The 22,262-nt window shown below is 69.9% G+C and carries 21 protein-coding genes; 12 read left to right on the forward strand and 9 right to left on the reverse strand.

The window, feature by feature from the left end; all coding sequences use genetic code 11:
• Positions 1-13: 13 nt before the first annotated feature.
• A complete protein-coding gene (locus tag AB0J78_RS22600) occupies positions 14-1,024 on the reverse strand; it encodes a helix-turn-helix transcriptional regulator (protein WP_363792079.1) in 1,011 nt (336 codons plus the stop codon).
• 365 nt (positions 1,025-1,389) lie between these two features.
• Between AB0J78_RS22600 and AB0J78_RS22605 the strand changes: the two genes are divergently transcribed.
• The 9 genes from AB0J78_RS22605 (at position 1,390) to AB0J78_RS22645 (ending at position 9,912) form a co-directional block, all read left to right on the forward strand.
• The gene (locus AB0J78_RS22605; RefSeq protein ID WP_363792081.1) at positions 1,390-1,647 is read left to right on the forward strand and encodes a hypothetical protein; all 258 of its coding nucleotides are present in this window, start codon (positions 1,390-1,392) and stop codon (positions 1,645-1,647) included.
• 193 nt (positions 1,648-1,840) lie between these two features.
• Positions 1,841-3,664 carry a long-chain fatty acid--CoA ligase gene (locus AB0J78_RS22610; RefSeq protein WP_363792083.1) on the forward strand — a complete coding sequence of 608 codons (1,824 nt, stop codon included), beginning with the start codon at positions 1,841-1,843 and terminating at the stop codon, positions 3,662-3,664.
• 89 nt (positions 3,665-3,753) lie between these two features.
• Complete coding sequence (locus AB0J78_RS22615) at positions 3,754-3,978, forward strand: hypothetical protein (protein WP_363792085.1); 225 nt, start codon at positions 3,754-3,756, stop codon at positions 3,976-3,978.
• A 96-nt stretch (positions 3,979-4,074) separates the two neighbouring features.
• Positions 4,075-4,791: a GntR family transcriptional regulator gene (locus AB0J78_RS22620; RefSeq protein WP_363792087.1), complete on the forward strand. Its 717-nt coding sequence runs from the start codon at positions 4,075-4,077 to the stop codon at positions 4,789-4,791.
• Positions 4,788-5,795, forward strand: a complete 1,008-nt coding sequence (locus AB0J78_RS22625; protein WP_363792089.1) for an ADP-ribosylglycohydrolase family protein — start codon at positions 4,788-4,790, stop codon at positions 5,793-5,795. The genes AB0J78_RS22620 and AB0J78_RS22625 overlap by 4 nt, the downstream gene beginning before the upstream one ends.
• A 146-nt stretch (positions 5,796-5,941) precedes the next feature.
• Positions 5,942-7,369: a cytosine permease gene (locus AB0J78_RS22630; protein WP_363792091.1), complete on the forward strand. Its 1,428-nt coding sequence runs from the start codon at positions 5,942-5,944 to the stop codon at positions 7,367-7,369.
• A 13-nt stretch (positions 7,370-7,382) separates the two neighbouring features.
• Positions 7,383-8,303, forward strand: coding sequence for a PfkB family carbohydrate kinase (locus tag AB0J78_RS22635; protein WP_363792093.1), 921 nt, complete (start codon positions 7,383-7,385; stop codon positions 8,301-8,303).
• 62 nt (positions 8,304-8,365) lie between these two features.
• Positions 8,366-8,866 carry a GNAT family N-acetyltransferase gene (locus AB0J78_RS22640; protein ID WP_363792095.1) on the forward strand — a complete coding sequence of 167 codons (501 nt, stop codon included), beginning with the start codon at positions 8,366-8,368 and terminating at the stop codon, positions 8,864-8,866.
• 44 nt (positions 8,867-8,910) lie between these two features.
• The gene (locus tag AB0J78_RS22645) at positions 8,911-9,912 is read left to right on the forward strand and encodes a M14 family zinc carboxypeptidase (RefSeq protein WP_363792097.1); all 1,002 of its coding nucleotides are present in this window, start codon (positions 8,911-8,913) and stop codon (positions 9,910-9,912) included.
• Positions 9,913-10,013: 101 nt separating this feature from the next.
• Here the strand turns inward: AB0J78_RS22645 and purU are convergent, their stop codons facing one another.
• On the reverse strand, positions 10,014-10,877 hold the full coding sequence (gene purU / locus AB0J78_RS22650; RefSeq protein WP_363792100.1) for a formyltetrahydrofolate deformylase: 864 nt from the start codon (positions 10,875-10,877) through the stop codon (positions 10,014-10,016).
• Positions 10,877-11,728: a 5,10-methylenetetrahydrofolate reductase gene (locus AB0J78_RS22655; RefSeq protein WP_363792102.1), complete on the reverse strand. Its 852-nt coding sequence runs from the start codon at positions 11,726-11,728 to the stop codon at positions 10,877-10,879. Before AB0J78_RS22655 ends, purU begins: the two co-directional genes overlap by 1 nt.
• 288 nt (positions 11,729-12,016) lie before the next feature.
• Between AB0J78_RS22655 and AB0J78_RS22660 the strand changes: the two genes are divergently transcribed.
• Positions 12,017-13,417, forward strand: a complete 1,401-nt coding sequence (locus AB0J78_RS22660; RefSeq protein WP_363792104.1) for an aminomethyl transferase family protein — start codon at positions 12,017-12,019, stop codon at positions 13,415-13,417.
• A 49-nt stretch (positions 13,418-13,466) separates the two neighbouring features.
• Here AB0J78_RS22660 and AB0J78_RS22665 read toward each other — a convergent pair whose 3' ends face one another.
• Both AB0J78_RS22665 and AB0J78_RS22670 read right to left on the reverse strand, forming a co-directional pair.
• Positions 13,467-14,432, reverse strand: a complete 966-nt coding sequence (locus AB0J78_RS22665; protein ID WP_363792106.1) for an alpha/beta hydrolase — start codon at positions 14,430-14,432, stop codon at positions 13,467-13,469.
• Positions 14,433-14,510: 78 nt separating this feature from the next.
• On the reverse strand, positions 14,511-15,968 hold the full coding sequence (locus AB0J78_RS22670; protein ID WP_363792108.1) for an MFS transporter: 1,458 nt from the start codon (positions 15,966-15,968) through the stop codon (positions 14,511-14,513).
• Between the two features lie 125 nt (positions 15,969-16,093).
• Between AB0J78_RS22670 and AB0J78_RS22675 the strand changes: the two genes are divergently transcribed.
• Both AB0J78_RS22675 and AB0J78_RS22680 read left to right on the forward strand, forming a co-directional pair.
• Entirely contained in the window at positions 16,094-17,317 is a 1,224-nt protein-coding gene (locus AB0J78_RS22675) for a cytochrome P450 (protein ID WP_363792110.1), read from the forward strand.
• Positions 17,318-17,353: 36 nt separating this feature from the next.
• Positions 17,354-17,548, forward strand: coding sequence for a ferredoxin (locus AB0J78_RS22680; protein ID WP_210972697.1), 195 nt, complete (start codon positions 17,354-17,356; stop codon positions 17,546-17,548).
• A 54-nt stretch (positions 17,549-17,602) separates the two neighbouring features.
• Here AB0J78_RS22680 and AB0J78_RS22685 read toward each other — a convergent pair whose 3' ends face one another.
• The 4 genes from AB0J78_RS22685 to AB0J78_RS22700 form a co-directional block, all read right to left on the reverse strand.
• Complete coding sequence (locus tag AB0J78_RS22685) at positions 17,603-18,733, reverse strand: 5-methyltetrahydropteroyltriglutamate--homocysteine S-methyltransferase (protein WP_363792112.1); 1,131 nt, start codon at positions 18,731-18,733, stop codon at positions 17,603-17,605.
• A gap of 199 nt (positions 18,734-18,932) precedes the next feature.
• Positions 18,933-20,507 (reverse strand): NAD(P)/FAD-dependent oxidoreductase, encoded by a 1,575-nt coding sequence (locus AB0J78_RS22690; protein WP_363792114.1) that lies wholly within the window; start codon positions 20,505-20,507, stop codon positions 18,933-18,935.
• A gap of 54 nt (positions 20,508-20,561) precedes the next feature.
• Positions 20,562-20,999, reverse strand: a complete 438-nt coding sequence (locus tag AB0J78_RS22695) for a MaoC family dehydratase (protein WP_132674587.1) — start codon at positions 20,997-20,999, stop codon at positions 20,562-20,564.
• Positions 21,000-21,059: 60 nt separating this feature from the next.
• Positions 21,060-22,238 carry an MFS transporter gene (locus AB0J78_RS22700; protein ID WP_363792116.1) on the reverse strand — a complete coding sequence of 393 codons (1,179 nt, stop codon included), beginning with the start codon at positions 22,236-22,238 and terminating at the stop codon, positions 21,060-21,062.
• Between the last annotated feature and the right edge of the window lie 24 nt (positions 22,239-22,262).

Genomic DNA, 22,262 nt, shown 5'->3' on the forward strand with positions numbered 1-22,262 from the left:
CGCCTCCTCGTGATCAGGTCTTCGGTCGCCACTCGTAGAGCCGGTTCGCCGGGTTCTGCAGGTCGGGCGTGCCGGTCACGTGCCGCATCACCGGAACCCGCATCAGCACCCCGAAGCGGTCGAGGTCCTCGACCTCGTCGTGGAGGTAGGCGAGGTTGCGGTCCTTGGCCTGCGGATCGGTCAGGCAGCGCACCGCGCCGAACCCTCCCCTGGTGAACACGCCGCTGCAGAAGGTCAGCGTGCGGCGAATGTTGTTCGGGTTCGGGATCCGGGCGAGCATTCCGACGTCCTCGACGAGCTGATCGCCTCGGAAGCCCGGTTTGAGCCTGCGCTCGCCGTCGATCTCGAACACCGAACCGTCGGGGACGTCCTCGTCGGGGACCTGCCGGACCGGCCACTCGGCGGTCAGCCACTCCACCCACGGGTTGGCCGCACCGCTGCCCAGGAACACCAGGTGGGCGCGCAGGTCGTCGTCGCCGAGGTTCTCGAGCCGGATCTCCACCTCGGAACGCGGGTTGGCCGCGCGCACCGTCCCGAACAGCTCCACAGCGGCGTCGAGGTCCGCGCAGCGGGCCAGCGACAGGAAGTTCGGCTCGCTGGGAGTACCCAGCGGCGACCAGTGCTTCTCGCTGAGCCCGCCGGTGACGATGAGGACGGGTCCCCCGTCGGGGAAGTGCCAGAAGTCCTGGCCCGCTTCGGCTTCCGCGGGACCGCGCACCTCGTCCAGCGTCGTCCGCAGGCGGTCGAGCTCCTGCTTGAGCCGCAGGCGCTCTTCGCGCTGCTCGCCGGTGAGCTGGTTCTCCGGCGGGACCCCGCCGGTGGCGTCGGCGGCGAAGAACGTCGCGTAATCGGCCAATCGGGTGAGCGGAGGTAGTTTCGCGCCGCTCTCCCAGGAGGAAATGCTCGACACCGCGACGCCGAGGGACCGCCCCAGCCGAAGTTGCGTCATACCGCGGGATTCGCGCAGCTCGCGAAGCCGCGAGCCGAGCCGTCCGGTTCCGCCCTGGTTCCCGGGACGGGCCATCGCGCCGTCTCCTTCACTCCGTTCGGATAATTTCACCAAACTTCACTGAACCACTGAAGACCAGCAGATACTGACACCTCGGGTGCATAACGGCAAGTCGTTGCCCAGCAAAGACATTGACGGTCTGTTGAAGTGATCGCATACTGACGGCGGAGCGTTTCACCTGGCGGCGAAGAACTTCAACGGAGAAGTGAAATTTCACCGCAGCAGAGGCGCTGGGCGTCTCGGATCACCATCAGAGGCGCGGCCGGCGGATCGTCGGCCGGACACGCGAACGCCCCCGGCAATCGTTTGGCCACGACCGGGGGCGCTGCGCACACTCACGATCACCCTCACAACGGGAAACACCCGTGAAGGGAGCTCGCATGTTCACGATACTCCCGGAGGTGCTGGCGGCAAACGACCCACAGGTCGTCACCCCTGACACCGTTTCCTCCGTCCTGCAAGGAATGCTGTTCGGCATCCTGGTCGCGTTGTTCGCGGCGGCGGTGGTGCTGGCCCGGGCGATGTCCGGACTGGCGACCATCGCCCGGTCCGTGCTCGGCCCGCCCGCGGCCGTGTTCACCGTGCTGTCGGTTCTCGCCCTCGTCCTGCTCGCCGGGAACGCGGGAGCCAGTCCATGATCCACCGACCCGATCCGCACCTGGCGGGCCCGCCGAACCGGGTCCGCCGCCGGTGCGGTCGGAGACGACCCGGGAAGCACCGACCTGCGAGTTCGCCCCGCAAGGCAACTCGTCGGTAACAGATCGGAACGACCTCTCCCGATTTGTCCGATCCTCATTGCGCGGGTGCGTGACCTCGATTACGTTCCCGCCCATGCCTGCCGCGATCTCCTCAGAATTCCGCTCGGTTCCTGACATGCTGCGCGATCGCGTCCAGCGGTCGGGCGACAGCGAGGCGTTCCGCTACCCGGAAGACGAGCAGTGGCGCTCGCTGACCTGGTCGCAGACCTGGGAAAGGGCGCGAGCGATCGCGCTGGGGCTGCACGCGATCGGCCTGGGGTCGCAGCAGCGGTGCGGGATCCTGGCCGGCACGCGGATCGACTGGATCCTCGCCGACATGGGCGTGATGTGCGCCGGTGGCGCCACCACGACGATCTACCCCACGACCACGGCCGAGGGCTGCGCCTACATCATCTCCGACTCCGGTTCGACGATCGTCTTCGCCGAGGACGACGAGCAGATCGCCAAGCTGCGCGAGCAGCGGGACAACCTGCCCGAGCTGACCCGCGTCATCACCTTCGACGGCACCGCCGACGGAGACTGGGTGCTGAGCCTGGCCGACCTGGAGGCCCAGGGCCGCGCCAAGCACGAGGCCGAGCCGGAGCTGTTCGACCAGCTCGTCGAGGCGGTCGGCATCGACGACCTGGCGACGCTCATCTACACCTCCGGCACCACCGGCAACCCCAAGGGCGTGCGGCTCGCCCAGTCGAACTGGGTCTACGTGGCCGAGGCGATGCACGCCACCGGCGAGATGACCGCCGAGGACGTGCAGTACCTGTGGCTGCCGCTGTCGCACGTGTTCGGCAAGGTCCTGCAGGTCGGCCAGATCCGCACCGGCTACCTGACCGCGGTGGACGGCCGGATCGACAAGATCGTGGACAACCTCGGCGAGGTGCGTCCGACGTTCGTGGCCGGTGCGCCGCGGATCTTCGAGAAGATCTACAACAAGGTCGTCGTGCAGGCCAAGGAGGGCGGCGAGCTCAAGTACAAGATCTTCCGCTGGGCCTGCGCCGTGGGTCTGGAGATCTCCCGGCTCCAGCAGAGCGGGCAGCAGGCCGGCCTGGGGCTCAAGGTCCAGTACGCGGTCGCCGACAAGCTCGTGTTCTCCAAGCTGCGCGAGAAGTTCGGCGGCAGGCTGCGGTTCTTCATCTCGGGCAGCGCCGCGCTGGCACCGGACATCGCGCGCTTCTTCCACGCCGCGGGCGTGCTGATCGCCGAGGGCTACGGGCTGACCGAGACCACCGCGGCCAGTTTCGTCAACCGCACCAACGACTTCCGCATCGGCACGGTGGGCCAGCCGCTGCCCGGCACCGAGGTCCGCATCGCCGAGGACGGCGAGGTGCTGTTGCGCGGTGGCGGTGTGATGCTCGGTTACCACAACATGCCGGAGGCGACCGCCGAGGTGCTCACGGGCGAGGGCTGGTTCCACACCGGTGACATCGGCGAGCTCGACGAGCAGGGCCGGCTGCGCATCACCGACCGCAAGAAGGACCTGATCAAGACCTCCGGCGGCAAGTACGTGGCGCCGCAGTCGGTGGAGGGCAAGTTCAAGGCGCTGTGCCCCTACGTCAGCAACGTGGTGGTCTTCGGCGACAAGCGGCCCTACTGCACCGCGCTGGTGACCCTCGACGAGGAGTCGATCGTCGAGTGGGCGCAGGCCAACGACCTCGGGGAGCTGTCCTACGAGGAGCTGGCCGCGCATCCCAAGGCTCACGAGATGGTGGCCGCCGCAGTCGAGGACCTCAACGCGACGCTGAACCGGCACGAGACGATCAAGAAGTTCGCGATCCTGCCGCGCGAGCTGACCATCGAGCACAACGAGGTCACCCCGAGCCTGAAGATCAAGCGGAAGGCCGTGGCTGACAACCACGTCGAGGCCATCGAGGAGCTGTACCCGAACACCGTCGAGACGCTGTAGCGAATCGCTCGAACGGGCCACGCCGATGAGGCCAGATCCTCCGGCGTGGCCCTTTCGCATGTCGGTGGGCGGTCGCACCATCTGCAGATGTGTCGAGGCTTGGCCGCCTGTGGAAGGGCGCGGTGCACACCTGGGAGGTGTGCCGCGAGGCCGAGGAGCGCAGGCAGTTGATGTGCCGCCCGTGGGAGGAGCAGATCCTGCACTGGTCGCGGCAGGAGGACGGCTGGGTGCTGCACGGCGAGCACCTGCCGCCCGACGCGCGCTGGCGCTACGGCTCCACCAAGTGGGGCTGGTGCCCCCGATCCGACGGCTGATCCCGAACTCGCGCAACGGGCTTCCCGAAACGGGACCACTACTCCGTCAGCGTGGCATATGTTGTGCCTACCGGGCAGTAGCCTTACTGTACAGGAATGAACAGGACTGGACAGGTTCCCTTCGGGAAACGTGACCGGTTGATCGCCGAGCTCACCGAGCAGATCCGCTCGGGGCGGCTCGCGCGCGGCGAGCAGTTGCCGGGCGAGAACCAGATCGCGGAGAAGTACCAGGTCAGCCGCGGTACCGTGCGCAGCGCCCTGTCCGAGTTGCAACGCCAGGAACTCATCGCCACCCGCAGCGGCGTCGGCTCCTTCGTCACCTTCGACGGAGTCACGCTCGACCAGACGGTCGGCTGGGCCACCGCGCTCGCCGACTCCGGGTTCGACATCAGCACCGAACTGCTGGGCATCGAGCTCACCACCGACGCCGAGCTCACCGAGCGCTTCGGACTCGAGGAGTTCATCGCCATACGCCGCCTGCGCCGGGATCGGGCCGTCGGGCCGGTGTCGGTGGAGACCTCCTTGATCCCGGCGGTCGGAGAACTGCGCGAGCTGCCCGAGAAGGGGCTGCTCGAAGGCTCCATAACAGCCACCCTGCTCTCGGCCGGGCTGGTCGCCGGCGCCGGCGACCAGCGCATCGGCACCCACGCGCTGTCCGCCCGGATGGCCGCGCTGCTCGAACGCCCCGAGGGCGAGCTGTTCCTGCAGGCGGTGCGCACCAACGTCACCGCCGACGGCCAGCTCGTCGAGCAGGTCACCAGCCTGCTCGACCCGAACCGGTTCCAGTTCCACCTGACGTTTGGCCGCCCATGAGCACACGCGACCGCGCGCTCGGCGCTTTCTACGGACTGGCGATCGGCGATGCCCTGGGCATGCCGACGCAATCGATGTCCCGCGAGGACATCGTCACCCACTACGGCTTCATCCGATCGCTCCGCGACGCCGTCGCCGAGCAGCCGATCTCACCGAACCTGCCCGCGGGCACCATCACCGACGACACCGAGCAGGCCGTGCTGGTCGCCGACCTGCTCATCGGCGGCTCCGGCACGATCGACCCGATGGTCTTCGGAAAAGCGCTGCTGGACTGGGAATCCGGGATGGTCGCGCGAGGCCTGGCGGACCTGCTCGGGCCGTCCACCAAGCGCGCGCTGAAGCTGCTCGAATCCGGCACCGACCCGGAGGAGGCCGGTCGCGGCGGCACCACCAACGGCGCGGCCATGCGCATCACCCCGGTCGCCATCGCCACTCCCCCTGACCTCGGCGGGCTGGTGGAGGCGGTCGCAGCGGCCAGCAAGCTCACGCACAACACCAACGTCGGCATCGCAGGCGCTTCCGCCGTGGCCGCCGCCGTGTCGGCGGGCATCGACGGAGCCGACCTGTCCACCGCGCTCGATCAGGGCGAACACGCCGCCGCGCTCGGGGCCCGCAAGGGCTGGTGGTGCGCGGGTGGCGACATCGCCTGCCGAATCCGGTGGGCTCGTCGCTGGGTTCGGGGCATGGACCGAACCACTCTGTCCTACGCCGTTTCCAAGGTCATCGGAACGTCCGTCGCCGTCCAGGAGTCGATGGTGGCCGCCTTCGCCCTCGCCGAGGCTCTGGGCGACACACCGGTCGAGGCGCTGACCACGGCCGCGGGCCTCGGCGGTGACACCGACACGATCGCCGCCGTGCTCGGCGCGATCCTCGGTGCGCAGCACGGGCTTTCCGGTTTCCCCGTGGGCCTGCTCACCAAGGTGCGCGAGGTCAACGCCCTCGACCTGGAACCGGCCGTGGACGGTCTGCTCGAACTGAGGGGTCAGTTCAGCGTGCGGCGGTAGCCGCTGTTCTCAGGTGTGGGACCGAACCGCGTTCTCAGCGGTTCTCCGTGAGGGCAGCCGCAACGCCGTGCGGGTTCCGCCACCCGCACCGCTGAGCAAATCGAACTCGCACAATCACAAGAACTCCGGTAGCCGAAGGAGATCGCATGGTCCGCGAGGCCACGACCGAGAACGCGGAAAGCGCCCTGGAGACGCGCGGGATCGAGCCGGTACCGGAGGAGGAGCGCACCGGCCATCCGATGCAGCTGTTCTGGGTCTGGTTCGCCGCCAACATCTCGATCCTGGGCTTGCCCCTGGGCGCGACGCTCGTCGCCGAGGGCCTGGCCTTCTGGCAGGCGGCGATCGTCGCGGTGATCGGTTCGGTCGGCTCGTTCGCGATCGTCGGCGTGGTCTCGATCGCCGGACGCCGGGGCGGCGCACCGGGTTTGACGCTCTCCCGCGCGGTCTTCGGCGTGCACGGCAACGCCGGTCCGACCGTGGTGTCGCTGATCTCCCGCCTGGGCTGGGAAACCGTCAACACCACCACGGCCGCGTTCGCGCTGCTGTCGCTGTGCGCGATCCTGTTCGGCACCGCCGGCGATGCCAAGGCGACGCCGGTGCTGACGATCATCTGCATCGCGGTCTTCGAGCTGCTGACGATGGTGGTCTCCGGCCTCGGCCACAAGGTCCTGGTGGCCGTGCAGCGTTGGGCCACCTGGGTTTTCGGCGCGCTGAACATCGTGGTGGCGATCAGCCTGATCGCCACCATCGACTGGCACGCGGTCGGTGCGGCCTCCCCCGCCCCGATCGGCGTGGTCATCGCGGGCATCGGCACGATCGCCGCCGGCACCGGCATCGGCTGGGCGAACGCCTCGGCGGACATGTCGCGGTACCAGTCCCCCGCCGTCAGGGCCGGCTCGCTGGTCGCCTCGGCCGCCGTGGGCGCCGGCATCCCCCTGATCCTGCTGATCTCGCTGGGATCCCTGCTCTCGGCGGGTGATCCGGCGTTGGCCGAGGCCGGCGACCCGGTGGCGGCGATCCGTGCGATGCTGCCCGCCTGGATGGCCGTTCCGTACCTGATCGCCGCGGTCGGCGGACTGCTGCTGTCCAACCACCTGTCGGTGTACTCGGCGGGGTTGTCGACGCTGACCATGGGCATCAACATCAAGCGGGTCTACGCGGTCGCCGTGGACGTGGTCGTGACCTTCCTCGGCTCGATCTACTTCATGCTCGTGGCCGACAGCTTCTACGACCCGTTCGTCACCTTCATCAGCCTGCTGGCCATCCCGATCACCGCGTGGCTGGGCGTGTTCCTGACCGACATGCTGCACCGCAAGACCTACGACCCGGCCGGGCTGATGGACATGCGCAGCACCAGCTCCTACTGGTACCGGGGCGGGGTCGAGCCGCGCGCGTTCTTCGCGTGGGCGCTGGCCATCGTGGTCGGATACCTGTTCAGCAGCAACGACTTCTTCACCGGTCTGCTCGCCGAGACCTGGCTGGGCGAGAACGGGCTGGGCTGGGTGATCACCTTCGTGATCTCCGCCGGTGCCTACGCGCTGCTGGGCGGCGCCCGAAAAGCATCAGTGCAGTAGGGAGGTCGTCCTCATGCCCGGTCGTCTCGTGCACACCGGCCAGGTCGTGCTGGACCTGGTCATGCGGGTGCCGTCGCTGCCGCCGACGGGCGGTGACGTGCTCGCCGAGAGCACCGAACTGCTGCCGGGCGGCGGGTTCAACGTGATGGCCGCCGCCGCTCGATCTGGCGCCGAGGTGGTTTACGCGGGCGCGCACGGCACCGGGCGCTTCGCCGATCAGGCGCGAGAAGCGCTGCGCGCCGAGGGAATCGAGGCCGCCCAACCGCAGCAGCCCGATTCCGACAACGGGATCTGCGTGGCGCTGGTGGAACCCGGCGGTGAGCGCACGTTCGTCACCGGCGTCGGCGCGGAGGGCCGGCTGCTGCCGGAGCAGCTGGCGCAGGTGCGCACCGAAGCGGCCGACATCGTCTACCTCAGCGGCTACAGCCTGCTGCACCCCTCCAACCGGGAAGCGCTGCTGGCCTGGCTGCCGGGGCTCCGTTCGCGGGTGCTGCTCGATCCGTGCCCGCTGGTCGCCGACATCCCCGCCGAGGTGCTCGACGCCGTCCTGCCGAGGGTGGACGTGCTCAGCTGCAACGCTGAGGAGGCCCGCGTCCTCGCCGGCGTGACCGAGGCCGAAGGCGCGGCCGGGAAGTTGGCCGGTCGGCTGGGCGGTTCCACCGCGGTCGTTGTGCGCGACGGCCCGTCGGGCTGCCTGCTCACCGTCGGCGGTGCGACGCAACGCATCCCGGGCTTCCCGGTCACCGCGGTGGACACCAACGGAGCCGGGGACACCCACTGCGGTGTCCTCGCCGCGATGCTCCTCGAAGGCGCGGACCTGCCCACCGCCGCGCTGCGCGCCAACGCGGCGGCCGCCCTGTCGGTTCAGCACCGAGGCCCGGCCACCGCACCGCAGCGCGACGAGCTGGACGAGTTCCTCACCGGGCGCGCCTGATCCCGAGCAGGACCGCCACGCCCAGGTGCAGGAACTGCGAAGCTGGTGCGGGAGGTGTTGTGATGATCCGGTTGGCCAGGGAGGACGACCTTCCGATCCTGCGGGAGGTGGAGCGCGACGCGGGCGGACCGTTCGCCGACCTCGGGATGGACCTGGTGGCCTACGACGAACCTCCGTCGCCGGCGGTGCTGCGGGAGTTCCAGGAGGCCGGGCGGGCGTGGGTCGCGGTCGTCGAGGACGTTCCGGTGGCGTACCTGATCGCCGCGGTCGTCGACGGGTGCGCGCACGTCGAGCAGGTCTCCGTGCGTCCGGATCACGCCGGTCGGCGGATCGGTTCCAGGCTCATCGAGACCCTCGCCGCGTGGGCGCGGGATCGAGGTCTGCCCGCGCTGACGCTGTCCACCTTCACCGAGGTCCCCTGGAACGGGCCCTACTACCTGCGCTGCGGATTCCGGTACCTGACCGACGACGAGCTCACCCCGGGTCTGCGGGAGATCCGGGCCGCCGAGGCGGTGGCAGGACTGGACGCGTGGCCGCGGGCCTGCATGCGACGCGACCTGTAGGCGGATCTTGCGGGTGCCGGTCCGGGCTTGCAGACTTCATCGTCATGTCGAATTCCATACGTTTCGCCCTGTTGTCGGCGTTGATCGCCGTGGTGACAGCGCTCGGGCTCGTCGCTCCTGCGGGCGCGGCGCGCGAGATCGGCCCGCGGCCGAGCACCGAAGACCTGGCCCGGCAGCTGCTCGACCTGCAGGTCCGCAGCCGCGGTGAGGTCCGGGTGACACCGATCGGCGCCAGCAACCAGCAGCGGCCGGTGTGGAGCGCGCGGGTCGGGCACGGTCCGCAGCGCATCCTCTACGTCACGCAGCAGCACGGCGACGAACCGCTGGGAACGCCTGCGGCCCTGGAATTCCTGCGCGAGGTCGGCGTCGGCAACGATCAGCACCAGCGCTGGTTGCGCGAGCAGGTGACCGTGGACGTGGTGGTGCGCGCCAATCCCGACGGCCACGAGCACAACTGGCGCTACAACTACGACCCGGACGCCGATCCGGAGTTCGGCGAAGCGGGCAAGGGATACGACATCAACCGCTACCACGACCCCGCGGTGGCACCGGAGGACAACCCGGCGACCGAGGCCGGTCTGATCCAGCGGCACCACGACGACTTCAAGCCGCACATCACGGTCGACTACCACATGCAGGGCCGTTACGTCGGCGGCGACGGACGTGAGATCACCGCGTCGTTGATGTGGCCGACGACTCCGGGCGTCGCCGAAGAACCGCTGAACCTGGCCAAGCAGGTCTCGGTGATCGCGCGGTCGGCGATGGACGCCGGTGGTGCCAACGTCTCCCAGTACCCGGGCGGCGACTACCAGGGGATCGCCCGCAACGCCTACGGCCTGCTGGGCAGCGGCAGCGTGCTCATCGAGCTCAGCGACATGGGTCCGGAGCACGAGCAGTTCCAGATCACCTCGGCGCTGGCCTCCATGCACGCCATCGCCGAGGCCACGGCGGACGGCTCGGTCACCGCGGTCGATCCCGCCGAGGCCGACGCCATCCCGCCCCGCGGCGAGCCCATCTCCGCGGCCACCGCCCGAGCCGGCGACTGAGCGGAGGGCCGTTCGAATTTCGCGCGAAATCGACGTCCGAAGTTCCAGGTCAAATTTCGCGCGAAGTTCGAATCCCCTCGCCCGGCGAGCGGGGCGGTCCGCTAGAAGACGACCGTCGTGGCGCCGTCCTGGAGGACTCGGTCGTCGCAGTGCCAGGCGACCGCGCGGGAGAGGACTTGGCGTTCGACGTCGGCGCCCTTGCGGCGGAGGTCCTGGGCCGAGTCGCGGTGGGAGACCCTGATGACGTCCTGCTCGATGATCGGTCCTTCGTCGAGCTGCTCGGTGACGTAGTGGGCGGTGGCGCCGATGAGCTTCACCCCTCTCTCCTTGGCCCGCTGGTGCGGGTTGGCGCCGGTGAACGCCGGCAGGAACGAGTGGTGGATGTTGATCACCGGCGCCCCGAGCTCGGCCAGGAAGTCCCCCGAGAGGACCTGCATGTAGCGGGCCAGCACGAGCAGGTCCACGTTGCCCTTGAGCAGGTTCACCTGCTCCTTCTCCGCCGCCGCCTTGGCCTCGCGCGGCAACGGCACCTGGAAGAACGGGATGCCGAACCGCCGCACGTCATCACCCAGGTCGGGGTGGTTGGACAGCACCATCGGGACGGTCATGTCGATCTCGCCGCGACGCTGCCGCCACAGCAGGTCGAGCAGGCAGTGGTCGGCTCGGGACACGAAGATCCCGACGCGCTTGCGCCGCCGCACCTGCACCAGCCGGAAGTCCAGGCCCAGCTCCTCGCCGAGCCGGATCTCCAGCGACGCGTTGAGCTCGTCGATCCGCGACGCCAGGTCAGGCAGCTGGAACACGGTGCGCTGGAAGAACCTCCCGCCTTCGGGATCGCTGGAGGACTGGTCGAGGGCGAGGATGTTGGCGCCGTGCTCGGTGAGCGCGCCGGAGACGCTGGCCACGATGCCCGGCCGGTCGGCACCGCGCACGATCAGCCTGCCGTAGTCGAAACCGCCGTCCATCAGCGCGCTTCCCCCTCCGCGAGCGAGTCGAGCAGGCGTCGCCGCCACCGCTCGGTTCCGGCCAGCTCGTTGAAGGTGAAGATGTGCAGCCCGCGCAGGTTCGTCCCGGGCGCCACCGCGCCCAGCCGCCTGGCCAGGCGGGTCGGGTCGTAGCTGCCGGGCAGCAGGAACCGCCACAGCAGCCCCTGCTGCTTCTGCAGGAAGCGCGCCGACCGACCGAGTCCGATCCCCGCCGAGATGCGCACCAGCTTCTGCCTGCTCACCGGCCCCGGCATGCCCACCGCGACCGGCAGGTCGACCTCGCTCGCCCAGTCGCGGGTGGTGGCGGCGTCGAAGCAGATCTGGGTGATGACCCGGGTGGCCAGCGGCGTCTTCCGCCGCAGCGCTTCGTCGATCACCGGTCGCGGGATGCTGCCGTGCCCTTCCGGGTAGCCGCCGATGCCGACCTCGGAGAACGGGTGGCCGATCTCAGCCATGACCTCCAACAACGAATGCGCGTCGGGGAACTTCCCCGCCGGTCGCGGCGCGTCGCCGCCGATGACGAAGGCGGAGTCGGCACCGGCCGCGGTCAACCGGTCCAGCACGTCGGAGACGTGCGCGCGGTCGACGAACTGCCGCGCGGGCAGGTGCGGGGCGACTCGGTAGCCGCGCGCCAGCAGTCGTTCGGCGAGGCCGAGGGTGGCGTCGATGCCCTTGGCCTCGGTCGCGGTGACGGTCAGCGGCACCGAGCTCGGCACGGATTCCACGACGGCCTGCTCGGTGCTCTTGAACGGCATCACCTCGTAGCTGATGTTGCGCACCAGTGCGGCGAGACCGGACCGGGGGCCGGCGATCTCCTGCTGAGTGGTCATGACGGGGCTCCCTGTGAAGGCGCGTGGGGATGCGGGCGTTCTCGCGACGCGCGAGCACCCAGTACAGCCGAGCCCGAGGCGCCGATCGCCGGGCGCAGATGCCGTTTCGGGCGCGACAATTGTCCGACCCGGCACCTGAGATCCCGCCCGGGACAACGGCGAGTACGTCATCCGACGCACCCGGGGTGCCCGGTTCAGCCCGGTTCGCAGCCGCAATTGCGCTGTGTCGCAACGTGTTTGCCGCTGCGTAGCGTGAGCGGACCAGCATCACGCGAGGACGGGTGGACGATGAGCGCGAAGAACCTGCAGGAAGTGCTGGACCAGGCCGGTAACGCGGTCGATCTGCTCCGGAACTCACAGCTCGGGGCCTACATCTACCCGGTGGTCCCGGCGGAGTTCAGCAACTGGCGGCGCGAGGTCATCGCCTGGCGCGAGACGGCGGTGCTGTTCGACCAGACGCACCACATGGTGAACCTGTGGGTTTCGGGTCCTGACGCGCTGAAGTTGTTCTCCGACAACGGGATCAACTCCACCGCGAACTTCCCGGTCGATTCCGCCAAGCAGTACGTCCCGGTCTCCCCGCAGGGCGGGGTCATCGGCGACGGCATCCTGTTCCGGCTGGCCGAGGAGGCGTTCGTCTTCGTGGGCCGCGCCCCGGTCGCCAACTACCTGATCTACCGGGGTCGCTCGGGTTATGCCGTCGACGTCCGGCTGGACCAGCGCTCACCGTCGCGGCCCTACGGCAACCCCGTGCGGCGGGACGTGTGGCGCTACCAGATCCAGGGGCCGAACGCGTGGAAGATCATCGAGAAGGTCAACGGCGGGCCCGTCGAGCAGCTGCGGTTCTTCCGCATGGGGACGATGAACGTCGCCGGCGAGCAGGTCCGCACGCTGCGCCACGGCATGGCGGGTGCGCCGGGCCTGGAGATCTGGGGCCCCTACGAGAGCCGGGACCGGGTGCGCGACGCGATCCTGGAGGCCGGTCGGGAGTTCGGCATCGAGCAGACCGGGTCCCGCGCGTACGCGTGCAACACCCTGGAGTCGGGCTGGATCCCCTCACCGCTGCCCGCGATCTACACCGGTGAGGAGCTGCGCGACTACCGCGAATGGCTCGGCGCCGACAGCTACGAGGCCACCAACGCGCTGGCGGGCAGCTTCGTCTCCGACGACATCGAGGACTACTACCTCAACCCGTGGGAGCTGGGATACGGCTCGTTCGTGAAGTTCGACCACGACTTCGTGGGCCGGGACGCGTTGGAACGCATCGATCCGGCCACCCAGCGGCGCAAGGTGACGCTGGCCTGGAACGCCCAGGACCTGGGCGAGCTGCTGGCGAACCCGGCGCAGCCCGACGGGCCGCGGTACCAGTTCTTCGACCTGCCCAACGCCAACTACGGCTCGTCCAACTTCGACGCGGTCCTGGACGCCGACGGCAACGCGGTGGGCCTGTCGCTGTTCACCGGGCTCAGCGCCAACGAACGCACGGGACTGTCCCTGGCAACGGTCGCACCGGACGTTCCGCTGGGCGCGGAGGTGCGGGTGGTGTGGGGCGAGCCGGACGGCGGCACGCGCAAGGCCACCGTGCAACCCCACGAGCAGTTCTCGGTCCGCGCCGTAGTCAGCCCGGCGCCCTACTCGAAGGTCGTCCGGGAGAGCTACCGTCCGGGCTGGCGTTCGGCCGCGGTGTGATCGATGTCCGATGTGTCCGGTCAGTTCAGGCCAGAACTGCCCGGGCCGCTCAGCCGTTGACGATGCGCCGCAGCCACGCGGTCCGGGCCTCGGCGGCGGACTTGCTCAGCTGCGCACCGGGGAACATCCGGAAGCCGTGGAAACCACCTGGCCAGACGTGCAGTTCGGCGACCCCGCCGGCCTGCCAGATGCGGGTCGCGAAGGCGACGTCCTCATCGCGGAAGGTCTCCGCGGATCCGACGTCGATGAACACCGGCGGCAGCCCGGACAGGTCCTCGGCGCGTGCGGGAGCCGCGTAGGGCGAGACGTCGTCACCGCCGCGGGAATCGCCGAGCAGCGCGGTCCAGCCGACCTCGTTGGCCTGCTGGTCCCAGATGCCCAGCCCGCGCATCTGGTGCGCCGACGGGGTGTCGTTGCGGTCGTCGAGCATCGGGGCCTGCAGAAGCAGTCCGATGGTCTTCGGTCCGTCGAGGTCCCGGCTCATCAGCGCCACCCCGGCGGCCAGTCCGCCGCCCGCGCTGCCGCCGGTCATGACGATCCGCTCGGTGTCGAAGCCGTGCTCCGCGCCGAGCTCGGCGATCCAGCTCAGCCCGGCGTAGCAGTCCTGCACCGGCGCGGGGTGCGGGTTCTCCGGCGCCACCCGGTAGTCCACCGACACGATCGCGCAGCCCAGTTCGCGGCCCCACTCGGTGGCCATGACGTCGAGGGCCTGCCGGTGATCTCCCATGATCATGCCGCCGCCGTGGATCGAGTAGACGACCGGCAGCGGACCGGTCGCCTCCGCCGGGCGCACGATCACCAGCGGCACCTCGGGAGCGCCCTGCGGCCCGGGAACGGCGCGGTGCTCGACGGTGAGCCCGTCGGCCTGGAGCTGCTCATCGGTGGTGAACTGCCGCGACATCTCCCGCAGCTTCGGAACGTCCTCCAACTTGAAGCCCATCCCGGTGTCCGGCATGGCCTTCAGGAAGACCTCCAGCTCCGGGTCGAAGGGGACCGGCGGCGCAGCCTCGCTCATCACGCATTCCTCACAGCTCTCGACGCGGCCGGACGCACCGCGTTCCCCGAAGGATTCAACCACCGCCCGCAACCGAATTCAGCGCGCCGCACGCGCGGTGACCAGAACGGCCTCGACGGGCCGGTCCTTGCCGGGCAGGAACGCCGCGATGCTCAGCGCCGCCAGGGCGGCGAGGCAGCCGATGCCCATGATCACCTGGAAGCCCGCCTGCGACGGCACGGTGATCGGTCCGAAGTCGGTGGTCATCTGCGCCAGCACGGCTCCGGCCACCGCGCTGGACACCGAGGTCCCGATGGAGCGCATCAACGTGTTGAGGCTGTTGGCGGCTGCGGTCTCCGACACCGGCACGGCACCCATGATCAGCGCGGGCATCGCTCCGTAGGCCAGGCCGATCCCGGCGCCGATGATGCTGGAGACGACGATCAGCTGCCACAGCTGCGACATGAACACCACGCCCAGCCCGTATCCGGCGGCGACGACCACGGCACCGATCATCAGCGTCACCTTCGGCCCGCGGGCCTTCGAGGTGCGCGCCGAGACCGGCGACATCGCCATCATCACCAGGCCGGAGGGCGCCATCACGATGCCGACGGCGAGCATGGTCTGCCCCAGGCCGTAGCCGGTGCCGGTGGGCAGTTGCAGGACCTGCGGGAGCACCAGCGACATCGCGAACATGGCGAAGCCGAAGACCGCCGAGGCGATGTTGGTCAGCAGCACCTGGCGGCGGGTGATGGTGCGCAGGTCCACCAGCGGTGCGGCGACGCGCAGCTCCCACCAGCCCCACACGCCGAACACCACGACGCCCGCCGCGGCGAGCCCGAGCGTGGTCGCGCTCCCCCAGCCCCAGCTCGCGCCCTTGGACACGACCAGCAGCAGGCAGATCAGCCCGGCCGAGAGCCCGAGCGCGCCGAGCGGGTCGAAGCGTCCGCCGGAGCGCACCGGCGACTCGGGCACGAAGGTCACCACGAGCACCGTTGCCAGCGCGCCGAGCGCGGCCGAGGTCCAGAACAGCACGTGCCAATCGGTGCGCTCGGCGAGGAACGCGGCCGCCGGCAGGCCCAGCGCACCGCCGACGCCCAGCGAGGCGCTCATCAGCGAGGTCGCCGAGCCGAGCCGGTCGGCGGGCAGCTCGTCGCGCATGATGCTGATGCCCAGCGCGATCACGCCGGAGGACAGGCCTTGCATGACGCGGCCGATCACGATCATCGGCAGCGAACCGCTCATCCCGCAGATGGCCGAACCGATGATGAGCATCGCCAGGCTGATCAGCAGCATCCGTCGCTTGCCGTGCATGTCGCCGAGGCGTCCGACGACCGGGGTGGCCACGGCACCGGCGAGCAGGGTCGCGGTGACCGCCCATGCGGTGTCGGACGCGGAGGCGTGCAGCAGGCCGGGCAGCATCGGCACCAGCGGGATCACCGTGGTCTGGGTCATCGCGACCGAGATGCCGGCGAAGGCCAGCACCAGGACCACGAGGTTCGATCGATCTTCCCCTGGAGCAGCGGATTTCTCCGCTTTGCCGGGAATCGCTCGCATGCTCGGGGGACCTCTCGTTCGAACTGTCCGGTGTTGTCCGGGATAGCCTAATTCAGTCAGTTGACTTAATCCAGTTCGCCCCCTAGTTTCGGGTCAGCACGACCACGATCACGAGGAAGGTCGGCATGACCAACACGCTGCACCCGGCCGACGAGGCGGAGATCCCCGAATATCCGATGACCCGCGCGTCGGGTTGCCCCTTCGACCCGCCGCCGCGGCTCAAGGCCCTGCAGGAGGAGGCACCGATCCACCGGGTGCGGCTCGCCGACGGCACCACACCGTGGCTGGTGACCCGGTACGCCGACCAGCGCGCGGTGCTCGCCGACCCGCGCATCAGCTCCGACGCCGACCGGCCGGGCTACCCGCGCGGCATGCCCGCGCAACCCGGTGGTTCGAAGATCAGCTTCATCCTGATGGACGACCCGGAGCACGCGCGGCAGCGCCGGATGGTGACCGCGCCGTTCACGGTCAAGCGCATCGAAGCGATGCGCCCGGCGGTGCAGAAGATCGTCGACGACCAGATCGACGCGCTGCTCGCCGGACCGAAACCGGTGGACCTCGTCGAGGCGTTCGCGCTTCCGGTGCCATCGCTGGTGATCTGCGAACTGCTCGGCGTCCCCTACTCCGACCACGACTTCTTCCAGGACAACAGCAGGGTCGTCATCCGCCGGGACGCCACGCCCGAGCAGCGCGCCGCGGCGATGAGCAGCCTCACCGGCTACCTGGACGACCTCGTCGGCCGCAAGCTCGAAAACCCCGGCGACGACCTGCTTTCCGGACTGTGCGAACGGGTCGAGGCCGGGGAGCTGGAGCGCTCGGACGTCGCGCAGATGGGCGTGCTGCTGCTCATCGCCGGGCACGAGACGACCGCCAACATGATCGCCCTGGGCACCCTCGCGCTGCTGGAGCACCCGGAGCAGCTGGCGCTGCTGCGCGAGACCGAGGACCCCGAGGTCGTGGCCGGTGCGGTCGAGGAGATGCTGCGCTACCTGCACATCACGCACAGCGGGCGCCGCCGGGTCGCGCTGGAGGACATCGAGGTCGGCGGGCAGCTGATCCGCGCGGGCGAGGGCGTCATCATGCCCAACGACATCGGCAACCGGGACCCGGAGGTCTTCGACGACCCCGACCGCCTCGACCTCAGCCGCGACGCCCGCAAGCACGTCGCCTTCGGCTTCGGCGTCCACCAGTGCCTAGGCCAGCCGCTGGCCAGGATGGAGCTGCAGGTCGTCTACAGCACCCTGTACAAGCGGATCCCGACGCTGCGGGCTGTTCCCGGGCTCGACGAGATCCCGTTCAAGCACAACGGCGCCGTCTACGGCGTCTACGAGCTGCCCGTCACCTGGTAAACCCGAACACCCCACCACGAAACGGAAAACCCGCTCATGAAGGTCACCATCGACCAGGACAAGTGCGTCGCCTCCGGCCAGTGCGTCATGGCCGCCGAGGACGTCTTCGACCAGCGCGACGAGGACGGCATCGCGGTTCTGCTCACCGACTCCCCCAGCGCCGAGCTCGCCGACGACGTCCACCACGCGGCCGCGGTCTGCCCGGCCCTGGCCATCACCGTCGAGGACTGAGGCCGGCGACGTCGAGCGCCGCGGCGATCGTGCGCCCGATCGCCGCGGCGCTGCTCAGCCCCAGACCTCGGCCGCGGTCTCGACGATGAGCCGGAGCTTGGCGATCTGGTCCTCGTAGGTGAGGGCGTTTCCCTCCACCGTGGACGAGAACCCGCACTGCGGGGACAGGCAGAGCTGGTCGAGGTCGACGTACTTGGTGGCCTCCTCGATCCGGCGCTTGAGGTCGTCCTTGCTCTCGAGCTCGCCGCGCTTGGTCGTCACCAGCCCGAGCACGACGCGCTTGTGCCTGGGGACGTAGCGCAGCGGCTCGAAACCTCCCGAGCGGTGGTCGTCGAACTCCAGGAAGAAGCCGTCGACGTCGAGTTCGCCGAACAGCGCCTCGGCGACGAAGTCGTACCCGCCCTCCGCCACCCACGACGAGCGGTAGTTGCCCCGGCACAGGTGGGTCGTGATGGCCATGCCCTCCGGACGGTCGGCCAGCGCGGCGTTGATCTGCTTGATGTAGCGCAGGTGCTGGTGCTCGGCGTCCTCACCGCGCTCGGCGATGGCCGCTCGCTGCTTCTCGTCGTTGAGGTACGCGAGGCTGGTGTCGTCGAGCTGCAGGTAGGTGCAGCCCGCGTCGGCCAGCGCGCGGACCTCGGCGGCGTAGGCGGCGGACAGGTCGTTCCAGAACTCCTCGACGTCGGGGTAGATCGCCGGGTCCAGGGCCGTCTTGCCGCCGCGGTAGTGCACCATGCTCGGAGACGGGATGGTCAGCTTCGGCGTGACCCCCTCGGCGACCGAGGCCAGGTGCTGGAAGGCGTCGAGGAAGATCGGTTCGGCGAGGCCGACCTTGCCCGCGATCTGCAGCGCCGCCGGCTGCCACTCCACCACGCCGTCGGCGTTCTGGAACCGCACGGTCGTCGTCGCGTCGCCCTGGCGGATGCCGTCGAGCTGCAGGATGAAGTCCTGGTGCCAGTAGGCGCGGCGGAACTCGCCGTCGGTGGCCGATTTCAGGCCCACGTCGCGCTGCGCCTTCACGACCTCGCGGATCGCTTCGTCCTCGACGCCGCGCAGCTCGGCGGCGTCGATGCGGCCGTCGGCGTGGTCCTGCCTGGCCTTGTGCAGCCGCTGCGGGCGCAGCAGGCTGCCGACGTGGTCGGCGCGGAACGGGGGTTTGGCATTGGACTCTTCCGGTCCCGTCACGGTTATCCCACTCTCGATCGACTCGCCCGGCCCGGCCGGTGCGCTTGTCCGCACGAGAATCCAAACATCCGCGGCGCTCCCCGATCGTCGGTGCGATGACCCACCACCGCCTCGGCGGATGTCCCGACGACGCCACGACAAATGTCCCGAACCCGAGGCACGAGGTGGTCGCGTCGCCGTCACCCGTGGGCAGGGGAGATCAGGAGCGGTGGAAGCCCGCGTAGTCGTGGTCGGCCGCCTCGTCGCAGAGGGCTGCGTAGTGGGCGAGGCCGCCGGCGTAGGGCATGAAGACCCGGGGTTTGCCCGGCACGTTGGCGCCGAGGTACCAGGAGCTCTTCGCCTGCGGGAGCAGAGTCCGGTTCGCCGCCTCCTGGACCTCCTCGCCCCAGGCCCGCTCGGCCTCCTCGGTGGCCTCGATGCGCTCGAACCCGTTGTCGCGCAGGTCTCCCAGGCAGCGCGCGATCCAGTCGACGTGCTGCTCGATCGAGGTCGGCATGTTGGTCAGCACCGACGGGCTGCCCGGCCCGGTGATGATGAACAGGTTCGGGAACCCCGCCACCTGGAGACCCAGGTAGCTCTGCGGGCCGTCCCGCCACTTCTCCGCGAGGGTGCCGTTCGTGCCCCGGACGTCGATGCCCAGCATCGGGCCCGTCATCGCGTCGAATCCGGTGGCGAACACGAGCGCGTCCAGCGGGTGTTCGGCCTCGGTGGTGCGCAGCCCGTCGCTGGTGATCTCGACGATCGGCGTCTCGCGGACGTCGACGAGGGTGACGTCATCGCGGTTGTAGGTCTCGAAGTACCCGGTGTCGATGGGTGGGCGCTTGGCGGCGAACGGGTGGTCGTGCGGCAGCAGCCGCTCGGCGACCTCCGGATCGCGCACGGTCTCCCGGATCTTCTCCCGGATGAACTCCGCAGCGGTGTCGTTGGCCTCCTCGCTGCTCAGCAGGTCGTTGAAGGCCGCGCGGAAGCGCAGGCCACCGCGCCGCCAGGCCGCCTCGTAGATCTCCCGCCGCTGGTCCGGCGGGGTGTCCACGGCGTTGCGCGACGAGATGCGGAAGGGGTGGCCGTTGCTGGTTTCCCGTTGCAGCGCGCGGATCTCGGCGTACTCCGCCCGCACGGCGGCCTGGAACTCCTCGTCCAGCGGCGCGTTCCGCGCCGGAACGCTGAAGTTCGGGGTCCGCTGGAACACCGTCAGGTGCGCGGCCTGCTCGGCGATGACCGGGATCGCCTGGATGCCGGTCGACCCGGTGCCGATGACACCGACCCGCTTGCCCGCGAAGTCCACGTCCTCGTGCGGCCACCGACCCGTGTGGTACCAATCGCCGTCGAAGGCGTCGAGACCGGGGATCTCCGGCACGTTCGCCGACGACAGGCACCCGACCGCGCCGATCAGGAACCGAGCCCGGAGCTCATCTCCCCGCTCGGTGAGCACTGTCCAGCCGTCGTCGAAGGACGCTTCGGTGACCCGCGTGCCGAACCGGATGTCGCGGCGCAGGTCGAAGCGGTCGGCGACGTGGTTGAGGTAGGCCAGGATCTCCGGCTGGCGCGGGTACCGCTCGCTCCAGCGCCACTCCTGCTGCAGGTCGTCGTCGAAGGAGAACGAGTAGTAGTGGCTCTCGGAGTCGCAGCGGGCACCCGGGTACCGGTTCCAGTACCAGGTGCCGCCCACCTCGTCACCGGCTTCGAGGACCGCGGCGGACATGCCGAGCCCGCGCAACCTGCGGAGCATGTAGAGCCCGGAGAACCCGGCACCGATGACGATCGCGTCCAGCATGCGGCCTCCTCATCTACCTGCTGCGCAGGGCTTTTCGGTGAGCCGTTCACCACGCTAACCGTTCGAACCGGGCATGGCCATGGTGAAGCAGACCGCCGTTCCCTCCAGCACCGTCGTGCCGTCGTCGCGGCTGACGGTGGTGGTCAGCTTCGTGATGGGCTTGTCGTCGCGGACCTCGTCGACCTGCACCCGCCCGGTGATGGTGTCGCCCGGCCGGACCGGTGCGGTGAAGTTCCAGTTCACGTTGAGGAACACCGTCCCCGGTCCGGGCAGCTTCTCGGCCACGACGGCGTTGAGCACCGCGCTGGTCACCCCGCCCTGCACGACGATCTCCCCGAACTGCGAGGACTCGGCCGCCTCGACGTCGTAGTGCAGCGGGTTGCGGTCGCCGCTGATCTGGGTGAACAGCCGGATGTCGGTCGGTCCGATGGTGCGGGACAGCTCGGCGGTCTCGCCGACCTGGGGTTTGCCGTGGGGCCACACGTCGCTCATCAACGCCTCCTTGGTCTGCCGGTTCCCCCGTGAGTACCAGCGCGAGCGGCGCGTTTCCACTCACCGCGCCCGCCGCGCCCCGAGCCTGCCCATCGCGATCGCACCGACGAACGGTCCCGGCACCAGCAGCAGGAACGCGAACCGCCAGCCCACCGCGGCCGCCAGCAGCGGGACCAGCTGGATGCTGACCACGGTCAGGGCGAATCCGATCGCGGTCTGCGCGGTCAGCGCGGTGCCCACGAAGCGCGGGTCGGCGGCCTCGCTCAGCGACGTGGAGAACACGCCCGAGTCGGCGATCACCGCCGCGCCCCACACCACGCAGAACACCACCAGCACGCCAGGCCCGGCGTCGAAGGCCAGCGGCGAGAGGACGCAGCACGCACCGCTGATCACCAGCGCGGCCACCGCCGCCGGGGAACGTCCGTAGCGGTCCGCTCCCCACCCGCCGAGCAGGCAGCCGACGGCACCGGCGATGCCGATGGTGACGAACACCGTGATCCCGGTCGAGGCGGGCAGGTTCCGGCCCGCCTCGCTGGCCAGCAGGAACGTGGGGATCCACGTCCACAGCGCGTAGAGCTCCCACATGTGCCCGAAGTAGCCGAGGTTGGCCAGCCGGGGCCCGCGCTCGGTGAACATCGTCAGCGCGTAGCGCGGGTTGTGCACCGCCGCCGATGCGGCGAGGTGCGGTCCGGGCCGCACGACGGTCGCCGCCACCAGCGCCCCGAGCAGCCCGGTGCAGGCGGCGGCGACCAGCACCGCGCGCCACGGCAGCGATCCGAGACCGCCGATGAGGTGCGGCAGCGCCGAGCCGATGGTCAGCGCCGCGATCAGCAGCCCCATCGCCAGTCCGCGTCCCCGGCTCGGCGCCCAGGAGGCCATCAGCTTCATCCCGACCGGGTACACCCCGGCCAGGCACATGCCGGTGAGGAACCGCAGCGGGATCGCGGTGGCCATCCCGTCGACCAGGCCCGCGAGCAGCAGCGTCCACCCGGCGGCAAGCGCGGCGCTGACGGCCAGCAGCAGGTGCGGGCGGATCCGGTCGGCGAGGTTCAGCAGCGACGATCCGACGGCGCCTGCGACGAACCCGAGCTGCACCGATCCGGTCAGCCACACCGCCGCGGCGGCGCTGATCCCCCACTCCTGGCGGAGCGTGGGAACCACGGCGGACACGGAGAACCACACGGCAAGCCCGAAGACCTGGACCACGGCGATCGCGCCGCGCTGCACACCCGAACGCATGCACCGCAGTCTGCCGCACCGAAC

Origin of the sequence: Saccharopolyspora sp. NPDC049426 (assembly GCF_040676935.1) — a bacterium.
Taxonomy (GTDB): Bacteria; Actinomycetota; Actinomycetes; order Mycobacteriales; family Pseudonocardiaceae; genus Saccharopolyspora.

Coding starts and splice junctions, on each gene's coding strand:
- AB0J78_RS22640 (WP_363792095.1), top strand. CDS start 8,366: ATGATCCGGTTGGCCAGGGAGGACGACCTTCCGATCCTGCGGGAGGTG.
- AB0J78_RS22605 (WP_363792081.1), top strand. CDS start 1,390: ATGTTCACGATACTCCCGGAGGTGCTGGCGGCAAACGACCCACAGGTC.
- AB0J78_RS22665 (WP_363792106.1), bottom strand. CDS start 14,432: ATGAGCGAGGCTGCGCCGCCGGTCCCCTTCGACCCGGAGCTGGAGGTC.
- AB0J78_RS22695 (WP_132674587.1), bottom strand. CDS start 20,999: ATGAGCGACGTGTGGCCCCACGGCAAACCCCAGGTCGGCGAGACCGCC.
- AB0J78_RS22625 (WP_363792089.1), top strand. CDS start 4,788: ATGAGCACACGCGACCGCGCGCTCGGCGCTTTCTACGGACTGGCGATC.
- AB0J78_RS22620 (WP_363792087.1), top strand. CDS start 4,075: ATGAACAGGACTGGACAGGTTCCCTTCGGGAAACGTGACCGGTTGATC.
- AB0J78_RS22610 (WP_363792083.1), top strand. CDS start 1,841: ATGCCTGCCGCGATCTCCTCAGAATTCCGCTCGGTTCCTGACATGCTG.
- AB0J78_RS22700 (WP_363792116.1), bottom strand. CDS start 22,238: ATGCGTTCGGGTGTGCAGCGCGGCGCGATCGCCGTGGTCCAGGTCTTC.
- AB0J78_RS22660 (WP_363792104.1), top strand. CDS start 12,017: ATGAGCGCGAAGAACCTGCAGGAAGTGCTGGACCAGGCCGGTAACGCG.
- AB0J78_RS22630 (WP_363792091.1), top strand. CDS start 5,942: ATGGTCCGCGAGGCCACGACCGAGAACGCGGAAAGCGCCCTGGAGACG.
- AB0J78_RS22690 (WP_363792114.1), bottom strand. CDS start 20,507: ATGCTGGACGCGATCGTCATCGGTGCCGGGTTCTCCGGGCTCTACATG.
- AB0J78_RS22675 (WP_363792110.1), top strand. CDS start 16,094: ATGACCAACACGCTGCACCCGGCCGACGAGGCGGAGATCCCCGAATAT.
- AB0J78_RS22600 (WP_363792079.1), bottom strand. CDS start 1,024: ATGGCCCGTCCCGGGAACCAGGGCGGAACCGGACGGCTCGGCTCGCGG.
- purU (WP_363792100.1), bottom strand. CDS start 10,877: ATGGACGGCGGTTTCGACTACGGCAGGCTGATCGTGCGCGGTGCCGAC.
- AB0J78_RS22655 (WP_363792102.1), bottom strand. CDS start 11,728: ATGACCACTCAGCAGGAGATCGCCGGCCCCCGGTCCGGTCTCGCCGCA.
- AB0J78_RS22680 (WP_210972697.1), top strand. CDS start 17,354: ATGAAGGTCACCATCGACCAGGACAAGTGCGTCGCCTCCGGCCAGTGC.
- AB0J78_RS22635 (WP_363792093.1), top strand. CDS start 7,383: ATGCCCGGTCGTCTCGTGCACACCGGCCAGGTCGTGCTGGACCTGGTC.
- AB0J78_RS22645 (WP_363792097.1), top strand. CDS start 8,911: ATGTCGAATTCCATACGTTTCGCCCTGTTGTCGGCGTTGATCGCCGTG.
- AB0J78_RS22670 (WP_363792108.1), bottom strand. CDS start 15,968: ATGCGAGCGATTCCCGGCAAAGCGGAGAAATCCGCTGCTCCAGGGGAA.